The following is a 20275-nucleotide window of genomic DNA, read 5'->3' as shown; positions in this document are numbered from 1 at the left end:
ATTGATGCTGAAGAACAGCAAAGGCGCAGGATTGTAGCGCAGTGGGACGCATGCGCCCAAACAGCTCCGGTTACAAAAGCGCTGCAGCCCGTCGGTCGGGACTTCGGGCGTGCTCACCTGTCGCATCGGTTTTTTAGAACTGCCCTCTAGCGGCCCACGGCTCTATAATGTCCGGCAGTTTTCCGTCCCCTGTACAGGTGTTCCCTATGAAACGTCCAAGTGGTCGCGCTGCCGATCAGCTTCGCTCGATCCGCATTACCCGCAACTACACCAAACACGCCGAGGGATCCGTACTGGTCGAATTCGGTGATACCAAGGTCATCTGCACCGTCAGCGTCGAAAACGGCGTACCTCGTTTCCTCAAGGGCCAGGGCCAGGGCTGGTTGACCGCCGAATACGGCATGCTGCCGCGCGCAACCGGCGAGCGGAACCAGCGTGAGGCCAGCCGTGGCAAGCAGGGCGGCCGGACCCTGGAGATCCAGCGTCTGATCGGCCGTTCGCTGCGCGCCGCGCTGGACATGTCCAAGCTGGGCGATGTCACGCTGTACGTCGATTGCGATGTGATCCAGGCTGACGGCGGCACCCGTACGGCGTCCATTACCGGTGCGATGGTTGCGCTGGTCGATGCCTTGAAAGTGATCAAGAAGCGCGGCGGGCTGAAGGGCGGCGACCCGCTCAAGCAAATGATCGCCGCCGTGTCCGTGGGCATGTACCAGGGCGAGCCGGTGCTGGACCTGGACTACCTGGAAGATTCCGCCGCCGAGACCGACCTGAACGTGGTCATGACCAGCGCCGGTGGCTTTATCGAAGTGCAGGGCACCGCCGAAGGCGCGCCGTTCCAGCCGGAAGAATTGAACGCTATGCTGGAGCTGGCGAAGAAAGGCATGAACGAAATCTTCGAATTGCAAAAGGCCGCATTGGCCGACTGATCGTTAGGCGCTTCAGACAAGGAGAATGTCATGAGTGATGAGCAAGTCCTGTTGCCCCAACCGAGCAAAGAAGCGCGGCAATGGGCAATGTTTTGTCACCTGTCCGCCTTGTTGGGGATCTGGATTCCGTTTGGCACGCTGATCGGGCCGCTGGTGCTCTGGCAACTCAAGCGTGAATCCGACCCGTTCATCGATGCCCAGGGCAAGGAAGCGCTGAACTTCCAGATCACCGTGGCGATTGCCTCGGCGATCAGCCTGCTGCTGATGATTGTGGTCATCGGCTTCTTCCTGTTCGGCCTGGTGGCCATCGGTGCGCTGGTGCTGACCATCATTGGTGGCGTGAAAGCCAATGAAGGGCAGCCGTATCGGTATCCGTTTACCTGGCGGTTGGTTAAATAACGATCAATGGTGCATTGCCCTTGTGGGAGCCAGCTCCCACATTTGAATGAACGCTCATAAAAAAACCGACATTGCTGTCGGTTTTTTTATGGGTGCGAATGACGCTTAGATCGTCAGCGTCCAGTCGTAGTCCACGATCAGCGGCGCATGCTGCGAGAACCGTGGCTGGCGCGGCAGGCGGGCGCTGCGTACGAAGCGGCGCAACCCGGGCGTCAGCAACTGGTAGTCGAAACGCCAGCCGAGGTTGAGCATCTCGGCCTGCTCGTTGTCTGGCCACCAGCTGTATTGGTCGCCTTCACGGCTGACTTCACGCAGGGCGTCGACATAACCCATGTTGCCAATGATCTCGTCCATCCAGGCCCGTTCCGGCGCCAGGAAGCCAGGAGACTGTTGGCTGTCGCGCCAGTTCTTGATATCCAGCTTCTGCTGCGCCACGTACAGCGAGCCACAATAAATGTACTCGCGACGTTTGCGCCGCTGTTTATCAAGGTAACGGGCGAAGTCGTCCATCAACTTGAATTTCTGATTCAAATCTTCATCGCCGTTCTGCCCCGAAGGGAGCAGCAAGGTCGCGATGCTGACCTTGTCGAAATCGGCTTGCAGGTAGCGCCCGTAGCGGTCCGCCGTCTCGAAACCGAGACCGTTGATGACAGCCTTCGGTTGCAGCCGCGAGTACAGAGCCACGCCACCTTGGGCGGGGACTTCGGCATCGCAGGCATAAAGGAAGTAACCATCCAGTTGGAAGGCTGCATCGTCCAGTTCAAAGGCGGAGGCGCGGGTGTCCTGCAGGCAGATGACGTCGGCATTCTGTGCTTGCAGCCAACTGAGCAAACCACGCTCGACTGCAGCCTGAATACCATTGACGTTCACACTGATGATCCGCATAAATGGCCCCAAAAATCACGTGCGTGTATGATACACGCCGTGTACCTATTTAGCTAAATCCGCGGTATTTGAGGCTTTTTTCATGCAGGCGTATCAGCGCGATTTCATTCGCTTTGCCATCGATCGCGGCGTTTTGCGCTTCGGTGAATTCACCCTCAAGTCCGGGCGCACCAGCCCGTACTTCTTCAATGCGGGCTTGTTCAACAGTGGAACCGCCCTGGCGCAGTTGGGCCGTTTCTATGCCGCAGCCATCGTCGAGAGCGGCATCTCGTTCGACGTATTGTTCGGCCCGGCCTACAAAGGCATCCCGCTGGCCGCCACCACCGCTGTCGCCCTGGCCGAACACCACGGCCGCGACCTGCCCTGGTGCTTCAACCGCAAGGAAGCCAAGGCCCACGGCGAAGGCGGCAGCCTGGTCGGCGCGCCGCTGACCGGCGAAGTATTGATCATCGACGACGTGATCACTGCGGGCACCGCCATTCGCGAAGTGATGCAGATCATCGCTTCCCAGGAAGGCGCCAAGGCTGCCGGTGTGCTGATCGCCCTGAACCGCCAGGAGCGCGGCAACGGCGAGCTGTCGGCGATCCAGGAAGTGGAGCGTGACTTCGGCATTCCGGTGATCAGCATTGTGTCGCTGAACCAGGTGCTGGAATTCTTGGCCGACGATCCGCAGCTCAAGCAGCATCTGCCGGCGGTAGAGGCTTATCGGGCACAGTTCGGCGTCTGAGAAAACCGCTGATTGGCTCTTGTGGCGAGGGAGCAAGCTCCCTTGCCACAAGAGCATCTGCAAAAGTGTAAAAAAAGACCCCGCTCAACCAGATTGAGCGGGGTCTTTTTTTAACGGTATCGCTTAAGGACGCTTGCGATTGCTGATCAAGGTACCTACGCCGGTGTCGGTGAAGATCTCCAGCAGGATCGCATTCGGCACGCGACCATCGATGATCAGCGAGCTGCCGACACCGCCCTGGACCGCTTCCAGCGCACAACGGATCTTCGGCAACATGCCGCCGTAGATCGTGCCATCCGCGATAAGGTCGTCGACTTGCTGGGTCGACAATCCGGTCAGGACCTTGCCGGTCTTGTCCATCAGGCCGGCAATGTTGGTCAGCAGCATCAGCTTTTCGGCCTTCAGTGCCTCGGCGACCTTGCCGGCCACCAGGTCGGCGTTGATGTTGTACGACTCGCCGTTGGCGCCCACGCCAATTGGCGCGATGACTGGGATGAAGTCGCCCTTGACCAGCAGGTTCAGCAGGTCGGTGTTGATGCCGACCACTTCGCCCACGTGACCGATGTCGATGATTTCCGGCTGGGTCATCTCCGGAGTCTGGCGGGTGACGGTGAGCTTCTTCGCCCGGATCAGCTCGGCGTCCTTGCCGGTCAGGCCGATGGCGCTGCCGCCGTGGCGGTTGATCAGGTTGACGATGTCCTTGTTGACCTGGCCGCCGAGGACCATTTCCACCACGTCCATGGTCTGCGCGTCGGTGACGCGCATGCCATCGATGAAGTGGCTCTCGATCGACAACCGCTTGAGGAGGTCGCCGATCTGCGGGCCACCACCGTGTACTACTACCGGGTTGATGCCCACGGCTTTCATGAGAACGATGTCGCGGGCGAAGCCGGTTTTCAGCTCCTCGCTTTCCATCGCGTTGCCGCCGTACTTGATCACCAGTGTCTTGCCGACATAGCGTCGGATGTAAGGCAACGCTTCGGACAGGACCTTGGCGGTGTTGGCGGCGGCTTCGCGTTCGAGGGTCATTCAGGGCTCCGGTGGTGATTCAAAAATCAAAACGGTAGTTTGAGATCAGGTGCAACACGTTTGAGTTGGGTGTGGAAAACATCCTTGATGCGCTGCAGCTCGGCCTCGTTGTCGGCCTCGAAACGCAGCACCAGCACCGGTGTGGTGTTGGAGGCGCGAACCAGGCCCCAGCCTTGTGGGTAGTCGACCCGCACACCGTCGATGGTGGTCAGTTCGGCGCCTTCGCCCCACTGGGCGTCGTGCAGTGCATCAATGATGCTGAATTTGCTCTCTTCGGTCACATGGATATTGATTTCTGGCGTAGAAATATCGTTCGGGAAGGTTGCGAACAGCTCTTCCGCGCTGGATTGCTCCTTGCTGAGGATCTCCAGCAGGCGTGCCGCGCTGTAGATGCCGTCATCAAAACCGAACCAGCGTTCCTTGAAGAAGATGTGGCCGCTCATTTCGCCGGCCAGCAGGGCGCCGCTCTGTTTCATTTTTTTCTTGATCAACGAGTGGCCGGTTTTCCACATGAGCGGGCGACCGCCGTATTCCTTGATCAACGGCACCAGGCGACGGGTGCATTTCACGTCGAAAATGATCTCAGCATCGGGGTTGCGCGCCACTACGTCTTTGGCGAACAGCATCAACAGGCGGTCCGGGAATACGACGCTGCCGGTCTCGGTCACCACGCCCACGCGGTCGCCGTCGCCGTCGAAGGCCAGGCCCAGGTCGGCGTTGGTTTCCTTGACCTTGGCGATCAGGTCTTGCAGGTTTTCCAGCTTGCCCGGGTCCGGGTGGTGGTTCGGGAAGTTGCCGTCGACCTCGCAGAACAGCGGGATGACTTCGCAATTCAGGGCTTCAATCAATTGCGGTGCGATCACGCCGGCCGCGCCGTTGCCGCAATCGACCACCACTTTCAATCGGCGGGCGAGTTTTACGTCCTTGACGATCTCATCGTTGTAGCGCGGGAGGATGTCGACCTTGGTCACGGTGCCCTTGCCGCTGCTCAAGTCATTGGTCTTGAGACGGGTGTGCAGCGCCTGGATCTGCTCGTTGGCGAGGGTGTCGCCGGCGATGACGATCTTGAAACCGTTGTAGTTCGACGGGTTGTGGCTGCCGGTGAGCATCACGCCAGATTTACCGGCCAGCACGTTGGCGGCATAGTACAGCGCCGGTGTTGGCACCAGGCCGACATCACTGACATGGCAACCGCTGTCGGCGATGCCCTTGATCAGTTGCTCGACCAGTTCCGGGCCGGACAAGCGGCCATCGCGGCCAACATTCACGTTCGGTTCGCCCTGGGCCAGGCTCTGGGAGCCGATGGCGCGGCCAATCCAATAGGCAGTTTCAGCCGTCAGGGTTTCCGGCACGACGCCACGGATGTCGTAGGCGCGGAAGATGCTGTCGGGAAAGATCGGGGCAATTGCGGCTGGGGTGTTCATGGGCGGGGCGCTCTACTCAGGAAAGTGACTGGACACACCGACATTTGGCGTCGGCAGGCTCAAGCTGAAGGGTATGACGACGTTTTTGGCAGAGAGTTCGCGGTGGGAAAGTGCCATGAGACAGCGTTATCCCGGTCTGAACGGTCTAAAACCTTGATTCCGGGTGGGAAACCTCGTCGGCAGCCGTTACGCATATTTAGTCCTGAAACAGAAGCTTAATAAAGCAGCCGGGCAGGGCGCCCGGCCGCAAACGCCGCATCAATGGCTACCGGAGTGCCCGAAACCGCCGGCGCCACGCTGGCTTTCGTCGAATTCCTGGACCAGCTCGAAGTGAGCCTGGACCACCGGCACCAGCACCAGTTGGGCAATGCGCTCGCCGATGGCAATGTTGAAAGCGGTCTGGCCGCGGTTCCAGCACGACACCATCAGTTCGCCCTGGTAGTCGGAATCGATCAGGCCTACCAGGTTGCCCAGCACGATGCCGTGCTTGTGGCCAAGCCCCGAGCGCGGCAGGATCAGCGCGGCCAGGCCCGGGTCGCCGATGTACACCGACAGGCCGGTAGGAATCAGCAGGGTCTGGCCCGGTTCCAGCACCGTGTCCTGCTTGAGCATCGCCCGCAGGTCGAGACCGGCGGAGCCCGGTGTAGCGTATTGCGGCAGCGGAAATTCGTTGCCGATGCGAGGGTCGAGGATCTTGGCTTGTAGCGCGTGCATTGGAATTAAACCTGGTTCAGCCGTTCGGCGATGAAAGTGATCAGTTGGCGGGCGATCTTGCCCTTGCTGGTCTGGGCGAAAAGCGTGGCGTGCAACTGGCGGTCGATCACGCTGCAGGCGTTTTCTTCGCTGTTGAAGCCGATGCTCGGGTTGGCGACGTCGTTGGCGACAATCAAGTCGAGGTTCTTGTCCTTGAGCTTGCGCGCCGCGTAATCGAGCAAGTGTTCGGTTTCGGCGGCGAAACCCACGCTGAACGGACGATCGGGACGAGTGGCGATGGTGGCCAGGATGTCCGGGTTGCGCACCATTTGCAGGAGCAGGCCGTCGCCGCTTGTAGGGTCTTTCTTCAATTTTTGCGGGGCGACGACTTCAGGTCGGTAGTCCGCTACCGCAGCCGAGGCGATGAACAGGTCGCACGGGATGGCCGCTTCGCAGGCCGCGAGCATGTCCCGCGCGCTGACCACGTCGATGCGCGTGACCCGGTCTGGGGTCGGCAGGTGCACCGGGCCGGTGATCAGCGTCACTCGGGCGCCAGCCTCGACGGCCGCTTCGGCGAGGGCGAAGCCCATTTTTCCGGAGCTGTGGTTGGTGATGTAGCGCACCGGGTCGATGTTTTCCTGGGTCGGCCCGGCGGTGATCAGCACGTGCTTGCCCGTCAGGGCCTCGCGCTTGAAGCAATCGGCGGCGCACTGGGCCAGGTCGGTGGCCTCAAGCATGCGACCCATGCCGACATCGCCGCAGGCCTGGCTGCCGGAGGCTGGGCCGAAGACTTTCAGGGCGCGGCTTTCCAGCAATTGCAGGTTGGCCTGGGTAGCCGGGTCGCGCCACATGGCCTGGTTCATGGCCGGCGCGACGGCAACCACGGCGTCGGTGGCGAGCACCAGGGTGGTCAGCAGGTCGTCGGCGATACCCTGGGCCAGGCGGGCGATCAGGTCGGCCGTGGCCGGGGCGATCAACACCAGGTCGGCCCACTTGGCCAGTTCAATGTGGCCCATGGCTGCTTCAGCCGCAGGGTCGAGCAAATCCAGGTGGACCGGGTGTCCGGACAGGGCTTGCATGGTCAACGGGGTGATGAACTCACTGCCGCCACGGGTCATGACGACCCGCACTTCCGCGCCCTGGTCGATAAGCCTGCGAACCAGCTCGGCGCTCTTGTAGGCGGCAATGCCGCCGCCGACGCCCAGAACGATGCGTTTCCGATACAGCCGCTGCATAGGCCTGCCTTTCGATTTCAGTGGTCAGTGCAAGACGAACCCCTCGGCAGCAGCCTGCCTGGGTGAAAATCGCCTGCAAAAAAGATGGGCTAAGATATCACAGCGTCCGCTACGGAACAGCGGCGCCCACTATCAGGGAGATGCCATGAGTATTCGGGATTGGCCCGTGGCCGAACGGCCGCGGGAAAGGTTGTTGGCGTCGGGGGCGGGGAGCCTTTCAGACGCCGAACTGCTGGCGATTTTTTTACGCACGGGCGTGGCGGGTAGAAGCGCGGTGGATCTGGCGCGACAACTCTTGATCCAGTTTGGCAGCCTGCGCGCGCTGCTGGAAGCGGACCAGATCACTTTCAGCAGCCATGTGGGCCTCGGGCCGGCAAAATTTGCCCAGCTACAAGCCGCCCAGGAAATGAGTCGTCGGCATTTGGCTGAGCGGGCCCGGGAAAGAACCACGCTGGAAAGCCCGTTCGCGGTTCGTGAGTATCTCAAATCAATGCTGCGCCACGAACCCCATGAGGTGTTTGGCTGCCTGTTCCTCAATGCCAAGCATCAGGTGCTGACCTTCGAGGCGCTGTTTCGCGGCTCGATCGACAGCGCCAGCGTCCATCCTCGCCAAGTGGTCAAGAGAGCCTTGGCCCACAACGCCGCCGCGGTGATCCTGTGCCACAACCACCCTTCCGGCAACACCGAGCCGAGCCAAGCCGACCGCGTGCTCACCGAGCGGCTCCAGGAGGCTCTGGAGCTGATCGATGTGCGGGTGCTCGACCATTTCATCATCGGTGACGGGGAGCCGCTGTCCATGGCGGAGTATGGGTGGATGTGAGGTCGGATCTGACGATATGAATCCTTGTGGGAGCGCTTCAGGCAGGGTTATTTGAGACTGACCTTGGAATAATCCTGGCGCCCAAACGGGCTCACCGCATAACCCTGCACATCCTTGCGGGTCAACGCGAAGGCGGTCGGGTGCGCCAACGGCAGCCAGAGGGCCTGCTGCTGTATCTGCGCCTGGGCCTGTTCGTAGAGTTTGGTGCGCACGCCTTGTTCACTGGTGGTCTTGCCTGCACTGATCAGCTTGTCCAGGTCCGGGTTGCAATAACGGGCGAAGTTGGTGCCGGACTTGACCGCCGCGCAGGAAAATTGCGGGGTGAGGAAATTGTCCGGATCACCGTTATCCCCAGCCCAGCCCATGAACAGCAGGTCATGCTCGCCGGCCTTGGCGCGGCGGATCAGCTCGCCCCATTCGATCACGCGGATTTCCGCCTGGATGCCGATTTCCGCCAGGTCCGATTGCAGCAACTGTGCCCCCAGGCTTGGATTGGGGTTGAGCAGGCTGCCGGAAGGGCGGGTCCAGATTGTGGTCTTGAAGCCTTCCTTCAAACCGGCCTTGGCGAGCAAGTCCCGGGCCTTGGCCGGATCATGGGCATAGCCGGGCAGGTTTCTGGCGTAGCTCCATGTGTTCGGTGGGTAAGGACCGTTGGCCGCTTCGGCGGTGCCTTCGAAAACAGTCTTGAGGTAACTGGCCTTGTCGAAGGCAAGATTGATGGCTTGGCGGACTTCCGGTTTATCCAAGGGCGGGTGTTGGCTGTTGATCGCCAGGAAAGCGGTCATGAAAGCGTCAGTCTGTTCCACTTTCAGCGTGGGCTCCTGCTTGGCAGCCTGTACGTCCAGTGGCTTGGGCGACAATGCGATCTGGCATTCATTACGTCGCAGTTTCTGCAGGCGAACGTTGGCGTCCGGGGTGATGGCAAAGATAAGAGGGTCTACCTGCGGCTTGCCGCCGAAGTATTCGTTGTTGGCCTTGTAGCGAATCGAGGCGTCTTTCTGGAAGCGGTTGAAAATGAACGGGCCGGTGCCGATGGGCTGGTTGTTGAGTTGTTCCGGCTTGCCGGCCTTCATCAATTGGTCGGCGTACTCGGCTGAATAAATGGAGGCAAAACCCATGCTCAATGTGGCCAGGAAAGTCGAATCGGCGTGGCCCAGCGTGAATCGCACGGTCAGAGGGTCCAGCGCGTCGATTTTGGTAATCAGCGCCGGCAGTTGCATGGACTGGGCGTGAGGGAAGCCACTTTGCGCAACCTTGTGCCAAGGGTTGGCCGGATCCAGCATGCGATCGAAGCTGAACTTGACGTCTTCGGCGGTCAGGTCGCGGCGCGGTGTGAAATAGTCGGTGCGATGGAACTTGACCCGGGGACGCAGCTTGAAGACATAGGTCAGGCCATCGGGCGAGACCTCCCAACTGTCGGCCAGGCTCGGCACCACCTTGCCGCTGGCCGTGTCGAAGTCCACCAGGCGGTTCATGAGCACGTCGGCCGAAGCATTGGTGGTGGTCAGTGAATTGTATTGAACGACATCGAACCCTTCCGGGCTGGCCTCGGTACATACGCTCAGGGCGGCGGCCTGGGCCAGCGGGCTGATCAGCAGAGGGGCGAGCAACAGTGATAGGGCAGCGAGGCGCATGATTTGATTTCCTGTGCAGGTCGGAGGCCCATCTGCGAGTGCAGTCTGGAAAAGGTCTACCCTAGTGGCCTCGCCTGCAAATGACTATCCCCTTTTTGCATTTTCCGGCACTCTTTCCTGCGCTTCGCAGAAGGTGTCCTGGGCGCGAACTCGCCATCGACCAGAAAAAACCTGCGCGCCACGACGAGCGGTAAGGGCGTCGCCGACCCTTGCGCCAGCCGCCTGGGGCTGTTGGGCGACGATTTACAACGAAGACAAATCACACCGGCTGTTGTTGTGCCTGGGTCTTTCTGGTATAAAGCAGCGCTCTTTTCTAGGGGCCCGGTTCCTTCACTGTAGGTGTAGCCGGTAAGACCCTTAAAGAAACGCGGCGCCTGGCGCCAAATGACTGAGAGATTAAGCGGCCAACCCATGCCGGGTTGGGCATGAGGTTTAGAGGGCTGAGGCATGTCTAGAGTCTGTCAAGTTACCGGTAAGGGTCCGGTGACTGGGAATAACATTTCCCACGCAAACAACAAAACCCGTCGTCGTTTCCTGCCGAACCTGCAGCATCACCGCTTCTGGGTTGAAGAAGAGAAACGTTTCGTACGTCTGCGCGTATCTGCCAAGGGCATGCGCATCATCGACAAGCGTGGCATCAGTGTCGTGCTGGCCGAACTTCGTCGCGATGGCAAGGTTTAAGGGAGCTAATCATGCGTGAATTGATTCGTTTGATCTCGAGCGCCGGTACTGGTCACTTCTACACTACCGACAAGAACAAGCGTACTACCCCGGACAAAATCGAGATCAAGAAATATGATCCGGTTGTTCGCAAGCACGTGATCTACAAGGAAGGCAAAATCAAGTAATTGATTTTTCCCTCTTACAAAAAAGGGCCCGTATCGTGAGATACGGGCCCTTTTTTGTTGGTTTAGCGGTCAACCACATTTGATGCCGATGATGATCCTGTTGGCATCGGTCTGAAGATTGATACGTCGCGGGCGAAGATCCCAGCTTGTAGGGTATTTGGGCCCGGTAGCCCGAACAGGGGCCCCGTTGGCCAGGGCTCGAACCTCTTCAAGTAATTCAGGGGTGCATTTTTGGCCGATGGTGTACCGGGCGATGGCGATGTCGCATTGATCGTTAGGTGTGGGCGTGACAATGACGTCGTTTCGATCAGGCATTTCTAGCCTCCTTGCTAATAATTCAAAAGTTGAGGCACTCACCGTTCGGGTTGCCCGCGCGTCCTGCGCGTGCTGCTGCGACGATAATTTGCGTGGTGCCTGTGGAACGTTTTAGTTGTCGCTGCGCCAGATGACCATTGATTAAGTGTCACTGGCTTTTACGGTGCAACTCAGGCTTTCGCTTCAAACACCACGTAGATCTTGCGGCACGGTTCCAGCACCTCCCAGGTGCCCTTGAATCCCGCGGGAATCACAAAGCGATCGCCGGCCCGAAGCGTCTTGGCATTGCCATCGCTGTCGCGCAGCACGGAGACGCCCTGGACGATTTCGCAGTATTCGTGCTCCGTATAGTTGACCGTCCACTGGCCGACGGCGCCTTCCCAGACCCCGGCATTCATCTGGCCGCATGGGCTGTTGTAATGATTGAACACCGCTTGTTCGGGATCCCCCTTGAGCACCTTGGCCGGATCCGGGCGGTAACGATCGGCGGGGGTGTTGGCCTGGCCGAAATCGACGATGTCCTCGATGCTCATGCGCTTGATCTCCGGTGATGGCTTGGAAGCGTCGAGTCTATGTTTATTAAAACGAACATCGCAAGGTCGTTTGCCAGCCTTGTGTCAAATATATTGAAACATCCCCGGCGGCTGGTTTAGGGTGGCGGATGTTCCGTGCCGAAAACAGCGCCGAAAACCGGCTGGCCGGGCAGAATTCTTGAGCGCTGCGGGTGCCGCGGCGTTCCTACCCAATAAGAGGAGGACACTCGCATGACCACCCTGACTCGTGCCGACTGGGAACAGCGTGCCCGCGACCTGAAGATCGAAGGCCGCGCGTTCATCAACGGCGAATACACCGATGCGGTGTCCGGCGAAACCTTTGATTGCCTCAGCCCGGTCGATGGGCGCCAGCTGGGCAAGATCGCCAGTTGTGACGTGGCCGACGCCCAGCGCGCCGTCGAAAATGCCCGCTCCACCTTCGATTCCGGCGTCTGGTCGCGCCTGGCGCCGAGCAAGCGCAAAGCTGCGATGATTCGCTTTGCCGGCCTGCTCAAGCAGAACGCCGAGGAGCTTGCCCTGCTGGAAACCCTCGACATGGGCAAGCCCATCAGCGACTCGCTGAATATCGACGTGCCCGGGGCCGCCCAGGCACTGAGCTGGAGCGGTGAAGCCATCGACAAGATCTACGACGAAGTGGCCGCTACGCCGCACGATCAGTTGGGCTTGGTGACCCGCGAACCCGTCGGAGTGGTCGGCGCGATCGTGCCGTGGAACTTCCCGCTGATGATGGCTTGCTGGAAGCTCGGCCCGGCTCTGTCCACGGGCAACTCCGTGGTGCTGAAGCCTTCGGAAAAATCCCCGTTGACCGCGATCCGCATCGCTGCCCTGGCGATTGAGGCCGGCATTCCCAAAGGCGTGCTGAACGTCCTGCCGGGCTACGGCCACACCGTTGGCAAGGCCCTGGCCTTGCACATGGATGTCGATACGCTGGTGTTCACCGGCTCTACGCGGATCGCCAAGCAATTGATGGTCTATTCCGGTGAATCCAACATGAAGCGCGTCTGGCTGGAAGCCGGCGGCAAGAGCCCGAACATCGTATTTGCCGATGCCCCGGACTTGCAAGCCGCCGCCGAATCCGCCGCCAGCGCCATCGCTTTCAACCAAGGCGAAGTCTGCACCGCCGGTTCGCGCCTGCTGGTGGAGCGTTCCATCAAGGACACCTTCCTGCCGCTGGTGATCGAGGCGCTCAAGAGCTGGAAGCCCGGCAACCCGCTGGACCCAGCCACCAATGTCGGCGCCCTGGTCGATACCCAGCAGATGAATACCGTACTGTCCTATATCGAGGCTGGTCACAGCGATGGCGCCAAACTGGTGGCGGGCGGCAAGCGGATCCTCGAGGAAACCGGCGGTACGTATGTCGAACCGACGATTTTCGACGGCGTGAGCAACGCGATGAAAATTGCCCAGGAAGAGATTTTCGGCCCGGTATTGTCCGTCATCGCCTTCGACAGCGCCGAAGAGGCCATCCAGATCGCCAATGACACGCCTTATGGCCTGGCAGCCGCTGTGTGGACCAAGGACATTTCCAAGGCTCACCTGACCGCCAAGGCACTGCGCGCCGGCAGCGTCTGGGTCAACCAGTACGACGGCGGCGACATGACCGCGCCGTTCGGTGGGTTCAAGCAGTCGGGTAACGGCCGGGACAAGTCGTTGCATGCATTCGACAAGTACACCGAGCTGAAGGCGACCTGGATCAAGCTATGACGAAATGACAGCTCCGGATTCACCCGGGGCTTGCCGATAGACCATTGTGGGAGCGGGATTGCTCGCGAAGGCGGTTTTACATTCAACGGTTCTGTTGACTGGCATTCCCCTTTCGCGAGCAAGCCCGCTCCCACACTGTTATGTACAACGCTTGAAATCTATCCACAGGAGCGTGGAAATGCGTTGGGCGACTTATTTCGCCGTGTTGGCGTCTGTCCTGAGTGTCGGCCTGGCGCTGGGCGTGAGCATGCCGCTGGTGTCGCTGCGCCTGGAGGGCTGGGGCTACGGCTCGTTCGCCATCGGCGTGATGGCTGCCATGCCGGCGGTCGGGGTACTGGTCGGGGCCAAGGTTTCGAGCCGGCTGGCGGCGTACTTCGGCACGGCGGCGTTGATGCGCCTGTGCCTCTGGGGTGGGGCGCTGTCCATCGGGTTGCTGGCGCTGTTGCCCAGCTATCCGGTGTGGTTGCTGCTGCGGTTGGTGATTGGCGTGGTCCTGACGCTGGTGTTCATTCTTGGCGAGAGCTGGATCAACCAACTGGTCATCGAACAATGGCGCGGTCGGTTGGTGGCGCTGTATGGCAGCAGCTATGCCCTGAGTCAATTGTCCGGCCCGTTGCTGCTGGGCGCATTGGGGACCGATCACGACTATGGCTTCTGGGTGGGTGTCGGCCTGCTACTGGTCTCGCCGTTGCTGTTGCTTGGCCGCAGCGGGGCGCCCACCAGCGAAGCCAGCGCGGTCACTTTCAAGGATCTGTGGGAATTCTGCCGTGGCTTGCCGGCGATTGGCTGGGCCGTGTCGTTGTTCGCCGCATTCGAAGCCATGATCCTGACACTGCTGCCGGTCTATTGCTTGCGCCAGGGCTTTGGCGCCGATGTCGCGCTGGCGATGGTCAGCACGGTGGTGGTTGGCGATGCCTTGCTGCAACTGCCCATCGGTGCCTTGGCCGATCGCCTTTCGCGTCGGTCGTTGTTCACTGGTTGCGCGGTGGTCTTGATGGTGTCCAGCCTGGCGGTGCCCCTGTTGATCGACACGCTCTTCATCTGGCCGCTGTGGGTACTGTTTGGCGCCAGCGCGGGAGGGCTGTTCACCCTGTCGCTGATTCTGATCGGCGAGCGTTATCGCGACGATGCGCTGGTGCGGGCCAATGCTCATATCGCTCAGCTTTGGGGGATTGGATGCCTGGTCGGTCCTTTGCTGGCGGGGGCGGGCAGCCAATGGATCAGCGGGCATGCGCTGCCCCTGTTCATGGCGGCAGGGGCGTTCGGGTTGGTGATCCTGTTGTTGCGACAAGGGGCTTTCGGAGCGACACAGCCCGTCTAAAGCATGCTCTCAAGCCCGATGGTGGTGGCGAACCAGGCATTGAACCGACGCCACCAGCTACCAGGCTCACGGTCCAGGTCGTGTAGCTTGCCGTTGTCTTCAGTGGTCCAGACCAACCTTCCGTCTTTGAGCCGGGCCTGATAACTCAGGGTCGGCGCCATGCCCTGCAAGGCCAGCTCGCGCACTTGGTCGGCAAGCTCCGGGCTGTCCACCAGCACACCGACCTCGGTATTCCACAGAACCGAGCGCGGGTCGAAATTGAACGAGCCGATGAAGGACTTTTGCCGGTCGAAAATAATCGCCTTGCTGTGCAGGCTGGAGTCCGACTCGCCGTAGGACTTGCTATAGAACAGATGCGGGCTGCTGCCATCATCGCCCGGCTGTCGTCGAAGTTCGAACAGGCGCACGCCGTGCTGCAACAGGGCCTTGCGATACGGCGCATAGCCGCCGTGCACCGCAGGCACGTCAGTGGCTTCGAGCGAGTTGGTCAGCAGGCTCACCGATACGCCGGCATCGGCGCGACTGGTCAGGTACACCAGGCCCGGCTGGCCGGGAACGAAGTAGGCCGAGATCATGATCAACTCCTCGCTCACTCCGCTCAGCTCCGGCCCCAGTTGCGTCGTCAGCAGCAATTGGGGATCAGGCTCATCCCTTGCCAGCACTTTGCTCGGCGCATCCCACAACGCCTGGTTCCAGGCCCAGATCAATTGACTGCGCCAGGTATCCAGGCGTGGCTGGGTCTTGTAGGTGGTCAGCTGTTGATACAGCGCCTGGTTTTCCTTGTGCGTCTGCTCCAGGGACGCTTGCAGGCGCAAGCGGCTTTCGACCAGTTCTTGGGCGGCGGGCCGATGGGACATGAATTGTTCGATGGGCTTGCTCAGGGCGCTGTTCCAGTATTGGTCGAAGCTATGTCCCAACTGCTCGGCCACCGGTCCGACGCCGAGCAGGTCGATGTCGGTGAAGTTCAGGTTGGGTTCGGCATCGAAGTACTCATCACCCAGGTTTCGGCCCCCGACGATCGCCATGCTGTTGTCCGCCAGCCAAAGCTTGTTGTGCATGCGGCGGTGTTGCAATGACAGGTTGAAGAGCCGTCCGAGGCTGCGGGTCACGCCAGTGGCGCGCCCAAGGTGCAAAGGGTTGAACAGACGGATCTGGATGTTGGGGTGGGCAGCGAGCGTCGAGATGGTCTGCTCTTGCCCGTCGCTGGTGGTGTCGTCCAGCAGGATGCGCACGCGCACGCCCCGGTCGGCGGCCTTGAGCAACTCGTCCACCAGCATTCGCGTGCTGATCCCGTCGTGGACGATGTAGTACTGCAAGTCCAGGCTGCTCTGGGCATTGCGGATCAATTCGGCACGGGCGGTGAAGGCCTCGGTGCTGTCCGATAGCAGGCGAAAACCTGAGCGACCCTCGTGAAGCGCGGCCTGGGCCTGGACTGAGCGACCGAATGTCGATTGCTCCGCTGGCAACGCCTGGCTGGGCTCGCGAGAAATGTCCAGGCTCGTACAGCCGCAGAGAAGCGTCGCAAGCAGCAGAGCAAAGGGCAGCGTCGAATGTGGTCTCAAATCAAGTCGTCCCGGATCGTTGCGAGGAAGTATGGCATGGCTTTGTGATTCATCCTGTTTGCGGGATACGACGCCTCAGGCTGTGGGAACTTGCTACAGAAGTTGAAAGGCCACAAGCCATGCTGAAAAAGCCAGTTCCTTGCAAAGTCTTTTCCTACATAAAAATCCTACCTGATGGGCAACGATACGCAGGCATTGGACGGGTGGTTGGTTCTCTTTCCCCGATTGCCATTGCATGGCTGCATCCCTTTCTCTTTTGCAGGTACGTGACTATGAAAAAACTACTCTTGGCCAGCTGTTTGGCCGCTGCCTCTACACCCTTGATCGCCCAGGCGGCCAGTGTTGATTTGAACGTGACAGGCCGCGTTATCCCGACATCCTGCATTCCGGCATTTGCTGGCGGTAGCGATGTCAATCTCGGTCGGATTTTCTCTTCGACCCTGGCGCCCGACAGGCAGAACGATCTTCCCCAGCGCGATATCAGCTTGCAAATCACCTGTAGCGCCCCGGCATCCGTGGAGATTGCCGTCACCGATAATCGCGGTGCATCCAAGGTTCCCGGTCTGGCATTCAATGGTCGTTCGGGCGAAGAACTGTATTACGGCCTGGGCAGCACCCAGGGGGTTGGAATCGGTGGTTTCGGTCTGTTGAGTGGCTTGCCGCGGGCTGATGGTGTCCCGCAGATCTTGCTGGCGCGAACGCTGGCCAATCCGAGCTGGAGTGTTCCGACCAATGGTTTGATTACCAATGCGCCGACGACTTACTCCTGGGGTTCAAGCTTGGCAAACGGCCCTGCTCCTGCTCGTCTTCATACATTGCCGATGAAAGTCGCCGCGGCCATCCGCGCCACTTCCGAGTTGCCGCCGACTACCGATGAGTTCGATCTTGATGGTTCGGTCACGTTCGATGTGTTTTACCTCTGACGCCTAAAAGTGACGGAGCGTCGTGAGCGTTGAAAGGCCTGCAATGACCTGAAAAGTCTGCGCTCCGGCGGGTTGGTTTGCTGCCGACGAGACATGCCAGGCATGTCTCGGCCGGTGCTTCTGGAGATTCCCATGTTTTTGCGAAATTGCTTGCCGGTATTGAACACGGTGGCAGCGTTGTGCCTGCCATTTATAGCCTCCAGCGCCCAGGCCGCTGGAATGGTCCCGGAAACGCCGGTAGTGATTGTCGATCAGGGCAAGGGTGAGGCGACTCTGAATATCAAGAACACCGATGAACAACCGGCGCTGCTTTACAGCTCTGTCTTGGATGTTCCAGAGGACTTGGAGCCGTTGCTCCTGGTCAATCCGCCTGTGGCTCGGGTCGAGCCCGGGCAGAGCCAGCAGGTGCGTTTTATCCTGCACAGTGGCGCTCCTTTGCAGACGGAGCGGCTCAAGCGCGTGGTGTTCGAAGGCATCAAGGCGCGTCCCGCGGCTGGTGGCGCACAGATTTCCATGGGCGTGCGTCAGAACATCCCGGTCATTATTCGCCCGGCACACCTGGCGATTGAGCGAATGCCTTGGACGCGACTGGTCTGGAGCGCCAAGACCGGGCAGGTCAGCGTGAGCAATCCCAGCCCCTACGTCGTCAGGCTGGCAAGATCAGTGAGTTTGATTCCAGGCGGTACGACACTTGATCTGGGGCGGACCTATATTTTGCCTGGGGAAACGTTGACGTTCACCACCCCCTCGAGCCTGGGCACCCATGTGCGGCTGTTCCCAGCCACTACCTACGGGTTTGCGGCGGCGAGTCATGACGCACGCTTGAGCCTGCAATAATGCGCCTGGGTGTCCTTTGGCGGCTTGGCGGCAGCCTGGTCTTGATGTCGATTGCCCGGGCCGAGGCCTCGGCACAAGCATCCGCTGAATTTGACCGCTCGGTGCTGCAGGCCCGGGGAGTGGATCCGGATGTCGCCGAATATTTTCGCCGCGCCGCACGCTTTGCTGCTGGGCGCCATCGTGTCGCCTTGAGCGTCAATGGCATTCCATCCGGGCAGGTCATGGCGAGGTTCGATAGTGAAGGGCAGCTGTGCCTCGATGCGAACCTGCTTGAGCGCGCGGGTATTGCCACGTCGTTTAATGCGTATCCCGGCGCTGGCGATTCGCAGTGCGTATCTGTTACCCAAGGGTTGGCCGGTGCTCAGGTGCGGCTCGATCCTGGGCAAAACCTTGTGCATCTGGTGGTCCCCGCAGACTGGCTCTTGAGACCCGCCGAGAGCCGTGGAAGCTGGGATTCGGGGGGTGTGGCCGGCGTGTTGAACTACGACGCGCTGGTCATTGCCGGCTCCGCTGCCGGCCAGTCCAGCTCCTATCGCAGCGTGGGCACCGAACTGGGCTTCAATGCGGGAGATTGGGTGGTCCGCAGTCGCCAGAACTACACATCGTTCCAGGGCGTAACGCGTTTCGAGACGTTGTACACCCAGGCTTCCAAGACGTGGGAGCGCTTCGATGCGCATGTTCAACTGGGCCAGTTGAATATGCGTTCGCCGTTGTTTTCCACGGGACCTTTCACGGGTGTGCAAATCTTTCCTGAAAATGCGCTTTCGTCGGGTGGGATGGGTTGGGGGCTGGATCGTTGGTCCACGGGCTGGCCTATTCGACGGCCCGGGTCGAGGTCCGCCAGAGCGCAATAGTGATTTACACCACGCTGGTGCCCGCGGGGCCGTTCACGTTGCGCGATCTACCGTTGATCAGTGACCGGGTGGACCTGCAAGTCAGCGTGTTTGAAGAGAACGGCGAACGTCGCGACTTTCATGTGCCTGCCGCGGATGTGCGTCCGGCAAGGCTCGGGGCTGTATCCAGTTATGGGTTGGCGGCAGGCAAGATCAGGCAGTTCGCTGGGGGCGAGCGTGACACGCCGGCTTTCTTTGCGGCCAGCCGGGATTGGCGATGGGGCCCGCAGACCCAGACAAGCGCAGGGTGGATGGGGGCCGAAGGGTACCAGTCCGTGGGCTGGGGGATCTCCCAGGCATTGACCCGAACGACAATACTAGGCCTGCAACAGCTAGGTTCACGCACGGCGCCAGGCACTCGTGGCCAAGAAGTGCAGGCTAGGCTCAACACCGTGGTGGGCGCCGGGCTAACCGTCGGACTGACGGCCGGCCAGCGCAGTTCCGGGTTTCGATATCTGTCCGAGGCGAGTCTCGACCCTGCCGTTGGTGATCCGTTTGCCCGGGCGACCCATCACTGGAGTCTATCGCTGAGGCGGGCGGATTCGTCGTGGGGCGCAATCAGCGGATCGCTGACTCGCTACAAAGGCGCGGGCGGGAACGGCAACTCGCGCATCAGTACGGCATGGTCACGGGCATTCGATTGGGCGACGTTTTCATTGAGTGTCGAGCATGACCGGGCTGAACAGGCAGGCAGGACCGGTGTGTTCGCCAATGTTGGTGTGCCCTTGGGGCGTAACCGAAGGCTGAGCACTTCCGCTCGTCACGATGATTCACGGGGGCTGCGTACGGGCGCGCGCTATACCGAGCAGGTCAGTGACAGCCTGGGTTACAGCATCGGTGCAGACCGTTCCGCCGATGGCCGGAACGACCTCAATGCCAGGCTCAACGCCTTGCCCCGTTACACCAGCGCCGAGCTGGGATATGCCCAGACCAGCGCTGGCGCGCGTCATTATGACCTGACGTTGCGCGGCGGGCTGGCGATGCATGAGGAGGGTGTTACGCCTTCGCCGTATCCGCTGCGCGACACGTTTGGTCTGCTCAAGGTCGGCGACTCCGCGGGAATCAAGATTGGCACTTCCCAAGGGCCCGTCTGGACCGACGGCGCGGGGCGTGCAGTGGCGGCCGCGTTGCCGGCCTACCAGGCGAGCCGCATTGAGATCGACACGGTCAGCTTGCCGCGCAACGTCGAAGTGCCTAACGGGTTCCAAGAAGTGCGCGCGGCGCGTGGCGCGGTCCCGCGGCTCGACTTCCAGGCCGGCATGGTTCGCCGTCTGATGCTGTACGTGCGCAACGAAGAAGGCACGCCCGTGGCGAAAGGCCTGGGCGTCTATGACCATGATGGGCAGTACCTGACGACGGTAGTCGACGCTGGCCTGGTCTACCTGGAGGACGCCCCCGACGTGGTTCGGCTCAACGTGACGCGTGCCGATGAGCGAGTCTGCCGTCTGGAATTCGACACCCGCCAATTGCCCGCTTCAACCGAACCCTACGACCGTCTCGAGGTGGCTTGCCAGGAAGGCTGAGCTCCGCGGTGCCTTGGGTG

20 protein-coding genes and 1 pseudogene are annotated in these 20275 nt (G+C 60.7%); 12 read left to right on the top strand and 9 right to left on the bottom strand.

The genetic code is table 11. The features are described from left to right. Positions 1-206: 206 nt before the first annotated feature. Positions 207-929, top strand: coding sequence for a ribonuclease PH (gene rph / locus VQ575_RS26295; protein WP_003177262.1), 723 nt, complete (start codon positions 207-209; stop codon positions 927-929). A 30-nt stretch (positions 930-959) separates the two neighbouring features. Next, positions 960-1328, top strand: coding sequence for a DUF4870 domain-containing protein (locus tag VQ575_RS26290; RefSeq protein ID WP_039593637.1), 369 nt, complete (start codon positions 960-962; stop codon positions 1326-1328). 105 nt (positions 1329-1433) lie between these two features. Here VQ575_RS26290 and VQ575_RS26285 read toward each other — a convergent pair whose 3' ends face one another. After that, a complete protein-coding gene (locus tag VQ575_RS26285) occupies positions 1434-2213 on the bottom strand; it encodes an exodeoxyribonuclease III (protein WP_013694557.1) in 780 nt (259 codons plus the stop codon). An 82-nt stretch (positions 2214-2295) separates the two neighbouring features. On the opposite strand from VQ575_RS26285, the gene pyrE reads away from it, so the two are divergent. Then, the gene (gene pyrE / locus VQ575_RS26280) at positions 2296-2940 is read left to right on the top strand and encodes an orotate phosphoribosyltransferase (protein ID WP_039590108.1); all 645 of its coding nucleotides are present in this window, start codon (positions 2296-2298) and stop codon (positions 2938-2940) included. 123 nt (positions 2941-3063) lie between these two features. Here pyrE and argB read toward each other — a convergent pair whose 3' ends face one another. The 4 genes and pseudogenes from argB to coaBC all read right to left on the bottom strand — a co-directional run bounded on the left by argB (position 3064) and on the right by coaBC (position 7321). Continuing rightward, on the bottom strand, positions 3064-3969 hold the full coding sequence (gene argB / locus VQ575_RS26275; protein ID WP_025216133.1) for an acetylglutamate kinase: 906 nt from the start codon (positions 3967-3969) through the stop codon (positions 3064-3066). Between the two features lie 26 nt (positions 3970-3995). Continuing rightward, positions 3996-5399 (bottom strand): annotated as a pseudogene (locus tag VQ575_RS26270) (phosphomannomutase/phosphoglucomutase); the annotation flags it as partial. A gap of 252 nt (positions 5400-5651) precedes the next feature. After that, complete coding sequence (dut, locus tag VQ575_RS26265) at positions 5652-6107, bottom strand: dUTP diphosphatase (protein ID WP_039590112.1); 456 nt, start codon at positions 6105-6107, stop codon at positions 5652-5654. A 5-nt stretch (positions 6108-6112) separates the two neighbouring features. Further along, complete coding sequence (gene coaBC / locus VQ575_RS26260; protein WP_039590114.1) at positions 6113-7321, bottom strand: bifunctional phosphopantothenoylcysteine decarboxylase/phosphopantothenate--cysteine ligase CoaBC; 1209 nt, start codon at positions 7319-7321, stop codon at positions 6113-6115. Positions 7322-7466: 145 nt separating this feature from the next. Between coaBC and radC the strand changes: the two genes are divergently transcribed. Next, the gene (gene radC / locus VQ575_RS26255; protein WP_039590116.1) at positions 7467-8141 is read left to right on the top strand and encodes a RadC family protein; all 675 of its coding nucleotides are present in this window, start codon (positions 7467-7469) and stop codon (positions 8139-8141) included. Positions 8142-8188: 47 nt separating this feature from the next. Here the strand turns inward: radC and VQ575_RS26250 are convergent, their stop codons facing one another. Continuing rightward, a complete protein-coding gene (locus tag VQ575_RS26250; RefSeq protein WP_039590117.1) occupies positions 8189-9775 on the bottom strand; it encodes an ABC transporter substrate-binding protein in 1587 nt (528 codons plus the stop codon). A gap of 447 nt (positions 9776-10222) precedes the next feature. On the opposite strand from VQ575_RS26250, the gene rpmB reads away from it, so the two are divergent. Both rpmB and rpmG read left to right on the top strand, forming a co-directional pair. Further along, on the top strand, positions 10223-10456 hold the full coding sequence (gene rpmB / locus VQ575_RS26245) for a 50S ribosomal protein L28 (RefSeq protein ID WP_003177273.1): 234 nt from the start codon (positions 10223-10225) through the stop codon (positions 10454-10456). Between the two features lie 11 nt (positions 10457-10467). Beyond that, positions 10468-10623, top strand: a complete 156-nt coding sequence (gene rpmG, locus VQ575_RS26240; RefSeq protein ID WP_003177274.1) for a 50S ribosomal protein L33 — start codon at positions 10468-10470, stop codon at positions 10621-10623. A gap of 69 nt (positions 10624-10692) precedes the next feature. Here the strand turns inward: rpmG and VQ575_RS26235 are convergent, their stop codons facing one another. Together VQ575_RS26235 and VQ575_RS26230 are read right to left on the bottom strand one after the other, a co-directional pair. After that, positions 10693-10938 (bottom strand): peptidase inhibitor, encoded by a 246-nt coding sequence (locus VQ575_RS26235; RefSeq protein WP_045157291.1) that lies wholly within the window; start codon positions 10936-10938, stop codon positions 10693-10695. A 170-nt stretch (positions 10939-11108) separates the two neighbouring features. Beyond that, a complete protein-coding gene (locus tag VQ575_RS26230; protein ID WP_039590124.1) occupies positions 11109-11471 on the bottom strand; it encodes a cupin domain-containing protein in 363 nt (120 codons plus the stop codon). Between the two features lie 231 nt (positions 11472-11702). Between VQ575_RS26230 and VQ575_RS26225 the strand changes: the two genes are divergently transcribed. Both VQ575_RS26225 and VQ575_RS26220 read left to right on the top strand, forming a co-directional pair. After that, positions 11703-13196 carry an aldehyde dehydrogenase gene (locus VQ575_RS26225; protein WP_325918703.1) on the top strand — a complete coding sequence of 498 codons (1494 nt, stop codon included), beginning with the start codon at positions 11703-11705 and terminating at the stop codon, positions 13194-13196. Between the two features lie 178 nt (positions 13197-13374). Continuing rightward, positions 13375-14517 carry an MFS transporter gene (locus tag VQ575_RS26220; RefSeq protein ID WP_039590126.1) on the top strand — a complete coding sequence of 381 codons (1143 nt, stop codon included), beginning with the start codon at positions 13375-13377 and terminating at the stop codon, positions 14515-14517. On the opposite strand, the gene VQ575_RS26215 is transcribed toward VQ575_RS26220, so the two are convergent. After that, positions 14514-16079 carry a phospholipase D family protein gene (locus VQ575_RS26215; protein WP_039590127.1) on the bottom strand — a complete coding sequence of 522 codons (1566 nt, stop codon included), beginning with the start codon at positions 16077-16079 and terminating at the stop codon, positions 14514-14516. The two genes, VQ575_RS26220 and VQ575_RS26215, sit on opposite strands and share 4 nt — an antisense overlap. A 119-nt stretch (positions 16080-16198) precedes the next feature. Here VQ575_RS26215 and VQ575_RS26210 point away from each other — a divergent pair, with 119 nt between their 5' ends. The 4 genes from VQ575_RS26210 (at position 16199) to VQ575_RS26195 (ending at position 20255) form a co-directional block, all read left to right on the top strand. After that, the gene (locus VQ575_RS26210; protein WP_232916598.1) at positions 16199-17002 is read left to right on the top strand and encodes a DUF1120 domain-containing protein; all 804 of its coding nucleotides are present in this window, start codon (positions 16199-16201) and stop codon (positions 17000-17002) included. A gap of 132 nt (positions 17003-17134) precedes the next feature. Then, positions 17135-17839, top strand: coding sequence for a fimbria/pilus chaperone family protein (locus VQ575_RS26205; RefSeq protein ID WP_045157288.1), 705 nt, complete (start codon positions 17135-17137; stop codon positions 17837-17839). After that, positions 17839-18693, top strand: a complete 855-nt coding sequence (locus VQ575_RS26200; RefSeq protein WP_325918702.1) for a FimD/PapC N-terminal domain-containing protein — start codon at positions 17839-17841, stop codon at positions 18691-18693. Before VQ575_RS26205 ends, VQ575_RS26200 begins: the two co-directional genes overlap by 1 nt. Then, positions 18693-20255, top strand: coding sequence for a fimbria/pilus outer membrane usher protein (locus tag VQ575_RS26195; RefSeq protein WP_325918700.1), 1563 nt, complete (start codon positions 18693-18695; stop codon positions 20253-20255). The genes VQ575_RS26200 and VQ575_RS26195 overlap by 1 nt, the downstream gene beginning before the upstream one ends. Positions 20256-20275 lie beyond the last annotated feature (20 nt).

Origin of the sequence: Pseudomonas frederiksbergensis (genome assembly GCF_035751725.1) — a bacterium.
Taxonomy (GTDB): Bacteria; Pseudomonadota; Gammaproteobacteria; order Pseudomonadales; family Pseudomonadaceae; genus Aquipseudomonas; species Aquipseudomonas frederiksbergensis_A.
The sequence above is the reverse complement of the archived record's forward strand: the minus strand, read 5'-3'. Positions and strand labels throughout refer to the sequence as shown.